The following is a 14497-nucleotide window of genomic DNA, read 5'->3' as shown; positions in this document are numbered from 1 at the left end:
TGGAACTTTTTTTCTACACTCAAAAGGCTCTATAATCTCCATGGTGGATTTACCCACTACAGAAATTATAGAGCCAACTATCTCTAATAAACACGAGAAATCGCCCCGTCATCAGCGGAGCGATTTTTTATTATTCAAGTGTAAAGGCGACAACAACAGGTTTTGTTCCCCAACTCCAAGATGGTTTTATTTCAATCTCACCTTTGCCAGTTTCTGAGATACCAAAGGCTTGAGTGGCATTTTCATAAGTTCGACCAGCGGAAATTGTTTCAAGAGTAGTCGCAACAGGATAGGACTCCATTTTTTTACCATTGATGTAGAGTGTTAACTCTGATCCAACAAAGTAGTCATCCTCAGATAGATTGGTCACATCATAGGTTACGACAATGACTTTATCAGGTTGAGCATCTGAAAATTGATTGCGTTCGTCAGTATAAGCAACTGATTTAATGGTGACTTCTGCCTTATCTTCTATATTAATTTTCTCTCCGAGGGAATACTCTTTTTTTGTTGAACTTGTTTTGACTGATGAGCTTTGGGAAGTTTCGCTAGATGCCTTAACAACAGATGGCTGACTGCTGTCTTTAGTTGATGCCTCTTTAGTTGAGTTACAGGCTACCAAAGCGAAACTAGTGAGCGCTAGGGCTGAAAGTGTTAGTAATTGTCGTTTCATTGAAGCATCTCCTTTTTGATATTGTGGGTATATCCACAAGCAAAGTATAACATATTGTGTTTATAAACACAATATGAAAATAACCACATGAACGATAAAATAATAATCAGAAAGGAGTCGGTCTGATGATTAGTTTTGCCCCACTTTGGGCGACCATGGAGCGCAAAAATATTTCTCAGTACCGACTGCTGAAAGCAGGTATTGATAACAAGACGCTGGATGGTTTGAAAAAGAATAAAAATATTACCTTATTAACACTAGAAAAACTGTGTGTGATTTTAGACTGTAGCCCAAATGATGTGGTGACTTTTGTTGATGATGGTAGTGGAGAAAATAAAAGGTAGCGTTGTTCTCTTGCGCTACCTTTTAATATTTGTGGAGACATCTCCCTGATACCTCTCTCCAAATGCCACCATCAGCTCAAGCAGAGGCAGCAAGTCTCTGCCCTTGTCTGTCAGGTGATACTCAACACGCGGTGGGACCTCTGGATAAACTGTACGAGCGATGAGCTTGTCAGCCTCCATTTCCTTGAGTTGCTTGGTTAGAGAACCTTGGAAGAGATTGCCCAGATGCTTCTGAATACTGCTGAAACGCTGGGCACCCTTGTCCAAAAACTCGAGAATCATGGGTTTCCATCGTCCAGAGAGCAGGGTGTGGGTGTAGAGCAGAAAAAAGAGTGGAGTTGGGTTTTCCAAATCTTCTGGGAAAAATCCTTGAGGACAAATTTTGACCATAAACGCCCTTTCTATCAAAAAGTACAAAAAAGTGTACCAGACCACTTTTAATTGCCGTCTTGGCAAGGGGTCAAGCAACTGTTAGACTTATTGTATCACAGATAAAGGAGAAAAACAGATGACAAATCGGATTACAGACATTTTAGGGATTAAAAAACCTATCATCCAAGGCCCTCTGGCTTGGTTGACCAACGGTCAATACGCTGGCGCTGTCAGAGCCGCAGGTGGTTTGGGAGTTCTTGGTATCAGTGCAGGTCAGACCGTTGCAGAAACGACGGTGGAGGAAACCATCGAAAACATGCGGTGGGAAATCCGCATCGCCCGTGAGATAACGGATAAACCGTTAGGCATTAACGTCGCTCCTGGTCATGAGTTGACCGACATCTTCACAGGCCCTATGCTTGAGCTGATGGTGGAAGAAGGGGTTCAGGTTGCAGTCATGGTCGGTGAATTTTCCGCCTTCTGGACAGCGAAATTTAAGGAAAAAGGCATCAAAGTCGTCTTTCGTGCCGGTACGCCAACCGTCGAAAACACCTAGGAAGCCATCCAAGGTAGTGCTGACATCATAGTGGCAACTGGTTTTGATGAAGGGGGAACAGTACCTGAGAAGGTCATCGGCACTTTTTCCATCGTACCGATGATTGTCGATGCTGCAAAAGGACGTGTCCCTGTCATGGCAGCTGGTGGGATTGCGGACGCTCGGACGGCCTGCGCAGCCTTTGCCCTCGGTGCGGAAGGGCTCTATGTTGGTACAGCCTTCATGATGGCTGAAGAAGCCATTTTGGCGGATAACATCAAGGAAATGGCGCTCAAAGCGACAGCTTCTGACCTGCTGCTCTACCGCACAGTACCTGCCTACTACCGCTCTTTACCGGGCGACATTCCCAACAAACTCTTGGAAATGAGTCAAGCAGGAGCAACAGAGCAAGAGATTTTCGAGGTACAGCGTGGCTACAATGGGATGCGTGATGGCATGCTCTTTGGCGACCTCAGCAAAGGCTTTGCGTCCTTTGGTTTGGGAATTTCCCTGATTGACAAGATTGAGCCTGTGGCAGTGATTATGGATAAATTGATGAGTGGTATTGAGGATTTAGTATAAGATGGCAGATAAGAAACAAATGATGATTGGCCTCGCCATGTTTGGTGCGGCAGGTTTAAATTTTCGATCGTGGTTGGACCCAGAGGTTAAACTCTCGGAGTATCCAGACCTTTCAGTCGATATTCAAGCGGCTCAGCTGGCTGAAAAAGGCAAGTTCCAGTTCATGTTCTTTGGTGATTTTCCGGGTACCAAGGCAGCGCATAACAGCGACATGCAGACCATGGGCTTGGATCCCTTGCTGATTGCCAGTATCATAGGCAGCCAGACCTCACGTATCGGTCTGGGGATTACGCGGGCGACTTCTTGGTCCAATCCCTATGAGTTGGCTAGACAGTTCAAAACGCTGGATGCGCTGACGCACGGGCGGGTGGCTTGGAATGCGGTCACAGGGGCCAACGGGGTCAGTGCCAATGCTTACGGGGTCAATCTAGCCACCAGCTTTGACCGCTATGGCAAGGCCTATGAATTTACAGAGGCTGTGCAACAGCTCTGGGCAACATGGGGAAAGGACGCCCTTAAACTCAACCACCAGACCAAGGAATTTGCCGACTACGACCAGGTCAAAGCTGTTAGCATCAAGGGCGACTATGTGCAGACAGCAGGTACTCTGCCAATCCCAACGTCCAGGCAAGGCTAGCCAGTCATTTTTCACTCGGGTGGGTCGGAAAATAGCATTGCCTACGCTGGCAAATATGCCAATGTTTTTGTCGGTGAAGTCTGGACTATCGAGCAAGGTCAAGCCATGCGTCAAGCGCTTCGCCAAGCTGCTATGGACAATGGGCGACACCCTGATGACATCAAATTTATCGCAGGGCTCATGCCCTTGCTAGCGGATAACAAGAAAGCTGCGCTAGAGCGCCACGCTAGCTTTATCGATGGTGAGACCTTTTTGCAACGCATCGCCCATATCGGCTATGTGCTAGGCGTCCAGTTTACGCCTGCTGATATTGAGTGCCCGATTGCGCCAGAGATTTTGGATGCCGTACAGGTCACCCCTTACAGCGACCCACGTCTGGAAAATGTCCTCAAGGTAGCGCGTGAAGGCTGGACCTTGCGAGAAATCGTCTATCATTCAGTGATTGACTACCACCTTACAGCGGTCGGGAATGCTACGGACATTGCTGACCACATGACGGCTTGGTTTGAAGCAGGGGTTGCAGATGGCTTCTGGGTCATTCCAGATGTCTATGCCGTCGATTTGCCTCGCTTTGTCGACAAAGTCGTCCCAATTCTCCAAGAACGCGGCATTTTCCATAAGGATTATGAAGGTGAAACCCTACGGGAGCACCTCGGTGTACCTTACCAGTATGGGGTGAGGGATTAGTTTTTCGGACAAGTAGATGTTATCAGTTGAGCATAGAAATGATGTGCTCGCTATAACATGTTTTGAAAGATTCTTGTAGAGAGGTTGGGTAAAGCTCCCAGACTCTCGATTTTATTGTCATTAAAATAGGGAAGCGATTCTTGAGCGTTACTGCCAGTTCAGAGGTAGTTTTTGAGATCCGATTAGGCAATGCCTCACTGTTGAGTGCGTTAAGGCTGTTAAACCTTAGCGGGACGAACACCGAGTGAACGATAGCTCTATTGGTTGAATAGCCCGTACAATATATAAGGGAACGTTTTCTTGCTCAATTTGCCGCCTCAAACAGCTAATTTTAGCTTGTTTAAGCGATGTGTAGAGTGATGGACAGCGTTGCGTGTTGCCAGATGACCGCTTGTGCGTCATTATTTTTTTTGCAGTCTCCTATCTTGACTTTATTATCGGTCATATAGTAGGATAAATAGCGGATATCGTATGGAGGAAAAATCATGAATGAGAAAAGACTAGCCCAGAAAGCTAATATTGTCTTTCGAAAGGCACAGTTGACGATCGATAATTATGTTGTGCCGAATCTACGCGAGTATGGCATCACCCATACCCAGTTTGGCGTGTTGGATTACCTCTACAGCAAAGGGGAGCAAAAAGTTGGGCAGATTTTATCAGGCTTATTAGCGACTTCTGGTAACATGACCGTGGTCATTAAAAATATGGAAAAAAATGGCTGGGTGTGGACAAAAACTTGTCCTGAGGATAAACGTGCTAAGCTCGTTGGTTTGACTGAAGCGGGTCGTGCGTTAATCGAGCGTGTCCTGCCAGAGCATTTAACCAAGGTCGAAGAGGCCATGTTTGTTCTGACCGATGATGAACAAGAGCAGTTGATTACCCTGCTTAAAAAATTCAAAAATTTGTAAGCAAAAGACTTTACAAATTTTTTTAGCCTGTTGTATAATAACTATATAGTAATATCTGCTGTAAATCTATTTTAAGGAGATAGCATGTCTATCATTACTTCAATCAAATCGTTGTTTTCAAAAAAGGAGGAAACAGTTATGTCAAAAAATATTTTGTTTATCGTAGGGTCACTGCGTCAAGGGTCATTTAACCACCAGTTGGCTCAAGCTGCTGAGAAGGTTTTAGCTGAGAAAGGTGCAACAGTGACTTACTTGGACTACAGTCAAGTGCCACTCTTTAACCAAGAATTGGAAGTCCCAACGCTTCCTGCGGTACAAGCTGTGCGTGATGCGGTGCTTGCTGCTGATGCGGTATGGTTCTTCTCACCAATCTACAACTTCTCTATCCCAGGTGTCTTGAAAAACTTGACTGATTGGCTCAGCCGTGCTCTTGATTTGTCAGAAACTCGCGGTCCATCAGCGATTGATTCAAAAGTAACGACTGTGTCATCAGTGGCTAACGCAGGTCACGACCACCTCTTCCCAGAGTTCCAACAACTCTTGACTTTCATCCGTACTCAACCTGTTGGTGAGTTCACTGGCGCTTTGGTTAACCCAGAAGCTTGGGCAACAGGTGAGTTGACCGTTTCTGAAGAAACGATTGCTAAACTCTCTGCTCAAGCAGATGCGGTTTTAACTGCCATTAACTAAGCTTACTAAAAATCTTGTTCGTTTTGAACGAGATTTTTACTTTGTGAAAAAAACAACTTTTTAAAAACCGAAACTGACCTATAACAGTTGAGAAAGCGGTTGAAATTCTTGCACTTTGTGAATTTTTCCGATAAAATAATAAGGTAATCTAAAAAATTTGGAGGCCGAAATGGTAACACTCTCAAAAGAGACACATTTGGAAATGTATCTAAAAATGCAGCGCATTCGTGAATTCGATATGCGGATTAACAAACTGGTTCGTCGTGGCTTTGTTCAAGGGATGACCCACTTCTCAGTTGGTGAAGAAGCTGCCAACGTTGGTGCAGTACAACACTTGACTTATGATGATTGCTTCTTCTCAAACCACCGTGGTCACGGTCAGTCTATCGCGCAAGACATGGATTTGAATGCCATGATGGCTGAGCTTGCTGGTAAAGTGACAGGTGTATCTAAAGGCCGTGGTGGCTCTATGCACTTGGCAGACTTCAAACGTGGCAACTACGGTACTAACGGTATTGTTGGTGGTGGTTACGCCATGGCTGTCGGTGCAGCTCTTACCCAACAGTACAAAGGCACCAACAACATCGCTGTTGCTTTCTCAGGTGACGGTGCGACCAACGAAGGGTCATTCCACGAGTCTGTGAACATGGCAGCAACATGGAAACTCCCTGTGATTTTCTTCATCATCAACAACGGCTATGGTATCTCTATGGATATCAAAAAAGCGACAAACACGCCTCACCTTTACACACGTGCGGAAGCTTACGGGATCCCGGGCTTCTACGTAGAAGACGGAAACGATGTGTTGGCGGTTTACGAAACAATGGGCAAAGCAGTTGAGCATGTGCGTGGTGGAAACGGACCAGCTATCGTTGAAGTGATTTCTTACCGTTGGTTCGGGCACTCAACAGCGGATGCCGGTGTTTACCGTACCAAAGAAGAAGTTGAAGAGTGGAAGAAAAAAGACCCAATGATCAAGTACCGCGACTACTTGACCAAAGAAGGAATTGCGACGCACGAGGAGCTTGATGCCATCGATGCTCAAGTGGTTAAAGAAGTCGACGATGCCTATGAATTTGCCGTAAACAGTCCAGACCCAGAACTCTCAGTAGCCTTTGAGGATGTTTGGGTAGACTAAGATACAAAGGGCGTTAAAAAATCCGTAAAAAAATCGTAGACCGACCGCTGTGTGCTTGCACACAAGGGAGGGTGAGATTTTTCTAGGATTTTAGCCCGTGTTCAGTTGGTAGGCGGCCGAGCAGGAGTGACTTTGTCACTCCGTTGCGAGACCCCCGCAAGGACAACTAGGGGATTGCCGAGCGTTTAGCGACGGCAGAGCCAGCTGTCTACTGCGTGGTTGTAGGATATTCAGACTGAAATCTGAATGATTCGGGTTCCGCTATGGCGGTCTGCCTACTGACCTTACTAACTACGTTATCGCTGTGTTATCGACAGCGATAACCCCGTGTCGTAGGCTAAAAAGAGCCGATGCTTGCTGGACAAATCAGCGAGCGAAGCGAGCAATTAGGCGATAGAGTCGCTGTGGCAAAGGTGACATCAGATTTTAAGCTGATGCCACAAGGGAAGTTTTGAGACCTTAGGCTCAAAACTTAGGAATGCCGTAGGCAGTCGCTTCCGTCCCTGCCACCTAAGAATCTATCAAAAAGAAAACAATCATTGGAAAAAATCTTTTCATAAACAACACAGGAGAAACACACAAAATGGCTGAAACAAAATTGATGGCTCTGCGTGAGGCGATTAACCTTGCCATGAGCGAAGAAATGCGTAAAGACGAAAATGTCTTCCTGATGGGTGAAGACGTTGGTGTCTACGGTGGTGACTTCGGTACCTCTGTCGGCATGTTAGCTGAATTTGGCGAAAAACGCGTTCGCGACACGCCTATCTCAGAAGCGGCAATCGCTGGTGCAGCGGTTGGTGCGGCAATCACTGGTCTACGTCCAATCATTGACTTGACCTTCATGGACTTCATCACCATTGCCCTTGATGCGATTGTGAACAACGGTGCAAAAAACAACTACATGTTCGGTGGTGGCCTCATTACCCCTGTCACTTACCGTGTCGCATCAGGCTCAGGTATCGGTTCTGCAGCGCAGCACTCCCAGTCACTTGAAGCGTGGTTGACACATATTCCAGGAATCAAAGTGGTTGCCCCTGGTACCGCTAACGAAGCTAAAGGTCTTTTGAAGTCATCTATCCGCGATAACAACATCGTTATCTTCATGGAGCCAAAAGCCCTTTACGGTAAAAAAGAAGAAGTTAACCAAGATCCAGATTTCTACATTCCACTTGGTAAAGGTGATATCAAACGTGAAGGTACTGACGTGACCATCGTGTCTTACGGTCGTATGCTTGAGCGCGTTATCCAAGCTGCTGACGAAGTGGCTGCTGAAGGCATCAGCGTTGAAGTTGTTGACCCACGTACCCTGATTCCGCTTGACAAAGAGATGATTTTCAACTCTGTTAAGAAAACAGGTCGCCTGATTTTGGTCAACGACGCTTACAAAACAGGTGGCTTCATCGGTGAGATTGCTTCACAAGTTGCTGAGAGTGACGCTTTTGATTACCTTGATGCGCCAATCATTCGCTTGGCATCAGAAGATGTGCCAGTTCCTTATGCCCGTGTTCTTGAGCAAGCCATGCTTCCAACTGTTGAGAAGATTAAGGCTGCTATCTACAAGTCTGTTAACAAGGGCTAATCGCTCAGACTCTTTTAGTTTTGCTTGTTCTTCGTTAGGTGGTCTTGTACGACTATCAGTGGTGTCTATGACTGCTTGACGAGACTGAGCTTATCTGAAGGTGTCTGGCTGCTAGTCAGTAGTAATTGACTAGCTCCGCCATTAACCAAAAAAATAACACAAAGAAAGGAACCCCCATGGCAATCGAAATTATTATGCCAAAACTCGGTGTGGACATGCAAGAAGGCGAAATCATCGAGTGGAAAAAGAAAGAGGGCGACGTTGTCAAAGAGGGCGACGTTCTCCTCGAAATCATGTCAGACAAGACAAATATGGAGCTGGAAGCGGAAGATTCTGGTATCCTGATTAAAATCGTTCGTGGCGACGGTGAGGTTGTGCCAGTCACTGAAATCATCGGTTACCTCGGTGAAGCAGGCGAAACAGTTGAGACGTCTGGCGAGGCTGTTGCAGAAGCGTCTCCGTCTATCAGTGATGCACCAGTTGTGGCAACAGAAGAGCCAGAAGCTGCTGTACCTGCGAAGTCTGAGCAGCCAGTACCTGCATTTAAACGCCCAGCGGGTGAAAAAGTCCGTGCGACCCCAGCGGCTCGTAAGGTGGCTCGTGATTTGGGTATTGACCTTGACCTTGTTACAGGAACAGGTGCCAACGGTCGTGTCCATAAGGACGACGTTGAGGCCTTCAAGGGTGCAGTTCCTAAAGCGACACCATTAGCACGCCGTATCGCTGCAGGCGAAGGTGTTGATTTGGCTAGCTTGACAGGAACAGGTGTCGGTGGCAAAATCACCAAAGAGGACGTTCTGGCAGCTATTGCTCCAGCACAAGCGCAAGCACCAGCTGCGCCTGCCAAGGAAGAAAAACCAGCCAAGGAATTGCCAGAAGGCGTTGAAGTCATCAAGATGTCTGCCATGCGTAAGGCGATTTCAAAAGGTATGGTCAACTCTTACCTGACAGCACCAACATTTACGCTTAACTACGATATCGACATGGCCAACCTCATGGCGCTTCGTAAGCAAGTCCTTGAGCCAATCATGAATAAGACAGGTCTCAAAGTGACCTTTACCGACTTGATTGGTCTGGCGGTCGTGCGTACCCTCATGAAACCAGAACACGAGTACCTCAATGCCTCTCTCATCAACAATGCTGAAGAGATTGAACTCCACCGCTTCGTCAACCTCGGTATCGCCGTTGGTCTGGACGCTGGTCTGGTCGTACCAGTTGTTCACGGTGCAGACAAGATGAGTTTGTCTGACTTTGTGGTAGCGTCTAAGGATGTCATCAAGAAAGCCCAATCTGGCAAGCTCAAGTCTAACGAAATGTCAGGTTCAACCTTCTCTATCACCAACTTGGGAATGTTTGGCACGAAATCCTTCAACCCAATCATCAACCAGCCAAACTCAGCGATTCTGGGTGTGGCAGCAACAGTACAAACCCCAGTTGTAGTGGATGGCGAAGTGAAAATCCGCCCAATCATGGGACTGTGCTTGACCATCGACCACCGTATCGTAGATGGTATGAACGGTGCCAAGTTCATGGTGGATCTCAAGAACTTGCTTGAGAATCCATTGGAGTTGTTGATTTAAAAATAAGCGAGCGTTAGCGAGCACAGTAGATACTGACGCCGTGATTATAGTATCATTGCTAGAGGCAATGATACAGGCAAACGGAAAGACTACAGGCTTTCCGTTTAGCCATGACATTCAAAATGGAAAGTTGCGACGTTTGGAAAACAATTCGATAATAATTATTTTCCAAACTAGTGCAAATCATAGTCAATTCTGACGGGAATTGACGTTATGATTTGCCTTGCGTCCCGACCACCTCAGTCAGTATCAAAAAGAAACCATAAAAAGGAGAAAATCATGGCAGTAGAAGTCATTATGCCAAAACTCGGTGTGGACATGCAAGAAGGTGAAATCATCGAGTGGAAAAAACAAGTCGGTGATGTCGTCAACGAAGGTGATGTCCTTCTTGAAATCATGTCTGACAAGACCAATATGGAACTGGAAGCAGAAGATTCAGGTGTTCTCTTGAAAATCGTTCGTGGCAACGGTGAAGTAGTGCCTGTTACAGAAGTGATTGCCTATATCGGCGCTGAAGGTGAAGTAGTTGAAGAAGGAGCAGCTCCAGCCGCAGCTGATGTGGCTAAGGCAGAAGCAGACCTCAAGGCAGCAGGTTTGGAAGTGCCAGCAGCTCCAGCTCAAGCGGCACAAGCGCCAAAAGCAGAATTGGCAGCTGATGAGTACGACATCATCGTAGTCGGTGGTGGTCCTGCTGGTTACTATGCGGCTATCCGTGGTGCCCAACTCGGTGGAAAAATCGCCATCGTAGAGAAGTCTGAATTTGGTGGTACCTGCTTAAACGTCGGCTGTATCCCAACTAAGACCTACCTCAAAAATGCTGAAATCCTTGACGGTTTGAAAATCGCAGCTGGTCGTGGCATCAACTTGGCGTCAACCAACTACACCATCGACATGGATAAGACCGTTGACTTCAAGAACACAGTTGTAAAAACCCTCACTGGTGGTGTTCAAGGTCTCTTGAAAGCCAACAAGGTAACCATCTTCAAAGGTCTTGGTCAAGTCAACCCTGATAAGACAGTAACCATCGGTTCAGAAACCATCAAAGGTCGCTCTATCATCTTGGCGACAGGTTCAAAAGTGTCTCGCATCAACATTCCAGGGATTGATTCTAAGTTGGTGTTGACCTCTGATGATATCCTTGACCTGCGTGAAATGCCGAAATCCCTCGCTGTTATGGGTGGTGGCGTTGTCGGTGTTGAGCTTGGTTTGGTATGGGCATCTTACGGTGTCGAGGTGACCGTTATCGAGATGGCTGACCGTATCATTCCAGGTATGGACCGTGAAATCTCTCTTGAGCTTCAAAAAGTCCTTTCTAAGAAAGGCATGAAGTTCTTGACATCTGTAGGTGTCTCTGAGATTGTTGAAGCCAACAACCAGTTGACCATCAAACTCAACAATGGTGAAGAAGTCGTCGCTGAAAAAGCCCTTCTTTCTATCGGACGTGTGCCACAGATGGCTGGACTTGAAAACCTCAACCTTGAAATGGACCGCGGTCGTATCAAAGTTAATGCCTACCAAGAAACCTCTATCCCAGGTATCTACGCTCCTGGTGACGTCAATGGTACGAAGATGCTCGCTCACGCGGCTTACCGTATGGGTGAAGTGGCTGCTGAAAACGCGATGCAAGGCAACCACCACAAAGCAAAATTGGACTTCACACCAGCTGCTGTTTACACACATCCAGAAATTGCCATGGTTGGTTTGACCGAAGAGCAAGCCATCGAGAAATATGGCAAAGACAACATTATCATCGGTCGCAACAGCTTTACTGGTAACGGTCGTGCCATCGCCTCTAGCGAAGCTCACGGTTTTGTGAAGGTCATTGCGGAGAAGAAATACCATGAAATCCTTGGTGTTCACATCATCGGTCCGATCGCTGCAGATATGATCAACGAAGCAGCCACCATCATGGAAGCTGAATTGACCATCGACGATGTTGCGGCATCCATCCATGGACACCCAACCTTCTCTGAGGTGATGTACGAAGCCTTCCTTGATGTACTTGGTGTGGCCATCCACAACCCACCAAAACGTAAGTAAGCTTAACTCTGTCATCTTGCGAAAGCAAGGGACAAGCTGAGCAAGCTCTACTTATGGGCAGCTTGCTCAATCTCAAACTAGAATGAAGCTCTCGTTGTTGTCAAACGAGGGTTTTGTTCGTTGTAAAAAGTAAGAATCCAGCGATGTGCTCAGAGGCATTGTAATGGTATATGAAGAGGAATCTCCAAACTACGCTTTAGTGACGGTCATCCATCTGCACCAGCTCCCTTTTAACTTCTTCCTAGCCCATTTTCTCAGGCATTTCTAGAAAGTCGCAAGCCCTTGGTAGGAGTCCGGTCTGCTCTGCGCTTCTTCTGTCAGTTTAGCCAGTTTTTTCAATCGTTGGTCTTTTCTTTCTCTGAGTTTTAGGCGATAGCCAGCTTGGTAGGGTGCCTTTCGGATAAGAGTTCAGAGAAATAGACAATATCAGGTTTAAGGTCACTGTGGGTATCATATGTTTTGAGCTGGATGCTCGCATTTGTCTGTGCTCGGTTTCTGGTAGGTGCTTGTAAGTAGATGTTTTGTAGAAGATGGCGAATGATAAAAAACAGTGAAAGTGCTTGTCAAGGCTATATTTTTGTGATATAATATCATTTGTGTGAAATAACAGCAGGACAAAATAAAGCTCGTCAACAGCTTGTCTGAAATACCAGTAACCTTTGCTGTTTGGGCGAAGGCAAGCTGCACGAATTAGGTTTGTCTACATCGTTATTTCCATAAAAATTTATTTTATGGAGGACATTGCTATGTCACGTTATACAGGACCATCTTGGAAACAAGCTCGTCGTTTGGGTCTTTCACTTACAGGTACAGGTAAAGAGCTTGCTCGCCGTAACTACGTCCCAGGACAACACGGACCAAACAACCGTTCTAAATTGTCAGAATACGGTTTACAGTTAGCTGAAAAGCAAAAATTACGTTTCACTTTTGGTATGGGTGAAAAACAATTCCGTAACCTTTTCGTACAAGCGACTAAAATTAAACAGGGTACGCTTGGTTTCAACTTTATGCTTTTGCTTGAGCGTCGTTTAGACAACGTCGTTTATCGTCTTGGTTTGGCAACAACTCGCCGTCAAGCGCGTCAGTTTGTTAACCACGGTCATATTCTTGTTGACGGTAAACGCGTAGATATCCCATCTTACCGTGTTGAAGTAGGTCAAGTGATTTCAGTTCGTGAAAAATCATTGAAAGTACCAGCAATCCTTGAAGCTGTTGAAGCAACTCTTGGACGCCCAGCTTTCGTGTCATTCGATGCTGAAAAATTGGAAGGTTCACTCACTCGTTTGCCAGAGCGTGATGAAATCCACCCAGAAATTAACGAAGCCCTTATCGTTGAATTCTACAACAAAATGTTGTAATACTTTTTTGGAAGTATGGGGCAGAAATGCCTTTATATCAAGCACTTTGGGGCTCTATCCCAAGGTGCTTTTTTGATTTTACTACCCTTTTTACTACCCCTGGGAGAAATTGGGTTAAGTAAGAGGGTCGTCGCAAAATGCGACACCCTTGTTTTTATAGATTGCTGATAGCTGCCTCAAAGATTGAGACGGCTTTTTTAGCCCCCTCTTGGGTGGCGTGGACATAGGTGTTTAGGGTCATGGCTATATTAGAATGCCCCAGCCTATACTGGAGGTCTTTAGGCTCAATCCCAGCGTAGAGCATGATAGTGGCGTGCGTATGGCGAAAACCATGGAAACTAATATCAGGAACGCCAGCAGCCTTAAAATGGCCTTGCAGCCTCTTTCTCAACATGCAGGCATGGGCGTACTTGGTGGTAAGAGGTGTAAAGACAACTGTTTCAGACCGTCCCAGTTGCCAGCTTTGGACTTGCTGGCGTTTTTTGTATTGTTTCAGGAGCAAAACGGTAGCTTTGTCTATCTCAATATCACGCACCCCAGCCTTAGACTTTGGCGTGTTGGTTTCCTGATACCTGTTTAGGGTTTTGGATATGCTGATAGTCCCCTGCTCTAGGTCAATATCAGACCATTCTAGGGCTAGGGCTTCGCCGATACGGCAACCGCTGGCCAGTAAGACCTTGTAAAGCACTAGTCAAAAAACGTTCCATAATCGGACAAGTCTAGGCTATCGAGGTAAGCCAAGAACTGTTTAAGCTCCTGATTGCTGAAAAATTTGACTTTCTGTTCTTTATTTTGTTGCTTACGTGGCACAATGACATCACGGGCAGGGTTATGCGGGATCAGTTGCATAGTGACCCCGTACTGGAGAATGCGGCGGTTGATATTGTTGAGAAAGCTATAATTAGCGTATGCTCCCTTTACTCCTCTATTGGCTCTATCAGCCCATTTGTTGACCTGTTGCTGGATAACTGGAGTAGTCAGCTTATCTAGCTTGTAATCGCCAAATACAGGCAAAATATGAAGCCTTACAATGCCTTCCATGGATTGCTGGGAGTTTGGTTTGATGGTATGGTGGTAGCTTTCCCACCATAGGGTCACCAGTTCCTTGTAAGTTGTGATGGTTGGTTTAGCCTTTGAGCAATTCCCATTAGCCACAAAAGCGTTGACCGCCTCCCTAACCTTGATTTTTACCCCTTTTTTGGTGGAAGCCGTGACCGTGGTGCGTGCTTTCTTACCTGTTAGCTTATCAATGCCCAGGTAAACACTAGCCCGGTAAACTGTTACCCCATTTTTCTTTTTATGTTCTGTAATGTTCATTGTCTAACCTCTTTTCTAACTATCAGCAGGCAAGCCGTTATCAAAGGTTTTAGATTG

At 46.1% G+C, this 14497-nt stretch carries 10 protein-coding genes and 3 pseudogenes; 10 read left to right on the top strand and 3 right to left on the bottom strand.

Annotation, left to right across the window (positions count from 1 at the left end):
- Window positions 1–130: 130 nt before the first annotated feature.
- Window positions 131–673: a hypothetical protein gene (locus ACERC8_RS04025; RefSeq protein WP_373658607.1), complete on the bottom strand. Its 543-nt coding sequence runs from the start codon at window positions 671–673 to the stop codon at window positions 131–133.
- A 125-nt stretch (window positions 674–798) separates the two neighbouring features.
- On the opposite strand from ACERC8_RS04025, the gene ACERC8_RS04020 reads away from it, so the two are divergent.
- Window positions 799–1017 (top strand): helix-turn-helix transcriptional regulator, encoded by a 219-nt coding sequence (locus tag ACERC8_RS04020; protein WP_018368440.1) that lies wholly within the window; start codon window positions 799–801, stop codon window positions 1015–1017.
- Window positions 1018–1032: 15 nt separating this feature from the next.
- Here ACERC8_RS04020 and ACERC8_RS04015 read toward each other — a convergent pair whose 3' ends face one another.
- Window positions 1033–1407: a winged helix-turn-helix transcriptional regulator gene (locus tag ACERC8_RS04015; protein ID WP_373658606.1), complete on the bottom strand. Its 375-nt coding sequence runs from the start codon at window positions 1405–1407 to the stop codon at window positions 1033–1035.
- 118 nt (window positions 1408–1525) lie between these two features.
- On the opposite strand from ACERC8_RS04015, the pseudogene ACERC8_RS04010 reads away from it, so the two are divergent.
- The 9 genes and pseudogenes from ACERC8_RS04010 to rpsD all read left to right on the top strand — a co-directional run bounded on the left by ACERC8_RS04010 (window position 1526) and on the right by rpsD (window position 13123).
- Window positions 1526–2506: pseudogene (locus tag ACERC8_RS04010) on the top strand (NAD(P)H-dependent flavin oxidoreductase).
- Between the two features lies 1 nt (window position 2507).
- Window positions 2508–3830 (top strand): annotated as a pseudogene (locus ACERC8_RS04005) (NtaA/DmoA family FMN-dependent monooxygenase).
- Between the two features lie 485 nt (window positions 3831–4315).
- Window positions 4316–4738, top strand: coding sequence for a MarR family winged helix-turn-helix transcriptional regulator (locus ACERC8_RS04000; RefSeq protein WP_373658605.1), 423 nt, complete (start codon window positions 4316–4318; stop codon window positions 4736–4738).
- 138 nt (window positions 4739–4876) lie between these two features.
- Window positions 4877–5428, top strand: a complete 552-nt coding sequence (locus ACERC8_RS03995; RefSeq protein WP_373658604.1) for an NADPH-dependent FMN reductase — start codon at window positions 4877–4879, stop codon at window positions 5426–5428.
- 169 nt (window positions 5429–5597) lie between these two features.
- Window positions 5598–6566, top strand: a complete 969-nt coding sequence (locus tag ACERC8_RS03990; protein ID WP_018368069.1) for a thiamine pyrophosphate-dependent dehydrogenase E1 component subunit alpha — start codon at window positions 5598–5600, stop codon at window positions 6564–6566.
- A gap of 583 nt (window positions 6567–7149) precedes the next feature.
- Window positions 7150–8145 (top strand): alpha-ketoacid dehydrogenase subunit beta, encoded by a 996-nt coding sequence (locus ACERC8_RS03985; protein WP_373658602.1) that lies wholly within the window; start codon window positions 7150–7152, stop codon window positions 8143–8145.
- 176 nt (window positions 8146–8321) lie between these two features.
- On the top strand, window positions 8322–9725 hold the full coding sequence (locus tag ACERC8_RS03980; RefSeq protein ID WP_373658601.1) for a dihydrolipoamide acetyltransferase: 1404 nt from the start codon (window positions 8322–8324) through the stop codon (window positions 9723–9725).
- A 279-nt stretch (window positions 9726–10004) separates the two neighbouring features.
- Entirely contained in the window at window positions 10005–11765 is a 1761-nt protein-coding gene (gene lpdA, locus ACERC8_RS03975; RefSeq protein WP_373658600.1) for a dihydrolipoyl dehydrogenase, read from the top strand.
- Between the two features lie 746 nt (window positions 11766–12511).
- Window positions 12512–13123, top strand: coding sequence for a 30S ribosomal protein S4 (gene rpsD, locus ACERC8_RS03970; RefSeq protein ID WP_018368064.1), 612 nt, complete (start codon window positions 12512–12514; stop codon window positions 13121–13123).
- Window positions 13124–13277: 154 nt separating this feature from the next.
- On the opposite strand, the pseudogene ACERC8_RS03965 reads toward rpsD, so the two are convergent.
- Window positions 13278–14440 (bottom strand): annotated as a pseudogene (locus tag ACERC8_RS03965) (tyrosine-type recombinase/integrase).
- Window positions 14441–14497 lie beyond the last annotated feature (57 nt).

The organism is Streptococcus sp. E29BA (assembly GCF_041807805.1).
Taxonomy (GTDB): domain Bacteria; phylum Bacillota; class Bacilli; order Lactobacillales; family Streptococcaceae; genus Streptococcus; species Streptococcus entericus.
Note: the sequence above shows the minus strand (reverse complement) of the source record. Positions and strands in the feature narration are given on the sequence as shown.

Bases quoted from the DNA above. Each gene is read 5' to 3' on its own strand.
- ACERC8_RS04025 (WP_373658607.1), bottom strand. From the start codon at position 673: ATGAAACGACAATTACTAACACTTTCAGCCCTAGCGCTCACTAGTTTC.
- ACERC8_RS04020 (WP_018368440.1), top strand. From the start codon at position 799: ATGATTAGTTTTGCCCCACTTTGGGCGACCATGGAGCGCAAAAATATT.
- ACERC8_RS04015 (WP_373658606.1), bottom strand. From the start codon at position 1,407: ATGGTCAAAATTTGTCCTCAAGGATTTTTCCCAGAAGATTTGGAAAAC.
- ACERC8_RS04000 (WP_373658605.1), top strand. From the start codon at position 4,316: ATGAATGAGAAAAGACTAGCCCAGAAAGCTAATATTGTCTTTCGAAAG.
- ACERC8_RS03995 (WP_373658604.1), top strand. From the start codon at position 4,877: ATGTCAAAAAATATTTTGTTTATCGTAGGGTCACTGCGTCAAGGGTCA.
- ACERC8_RS03990 (WP_018368069.1), top strand. From the start codon at position 5,598: ATGGTAACACTCTCAAAAGAGACACATTTGGAAATGTATCTAAAAATG.
- ACERC8_RS03985 (WP_373658602.1), top strand. From the start codon at position 7,150: ATGGCTGAAACAAAATTGATGGCTCTGCGTGAGGCGATTAACCTTGCC.
- ACERC8_RS03980 (WP_373658601.1), top strand. From the start codon at position 8,322: ATGGCAATCGAAATTATTATGCCAAAACTCGGTGTGGACATGCAAGAA.
- lpdA (WP_373658600.1), top strand. From the start codon at position 10,005: ATGGCAGTAGAAGTCATTATGCCAAAACTCGGTGTGGACATGCAAGAA.
- rpsD (WP_018368064.1), top strand. From the start codon at position 12,512: ATGTCACGTTATACAGGACCATCTTGGAAACAAGCTCGTCGTTTGGGT.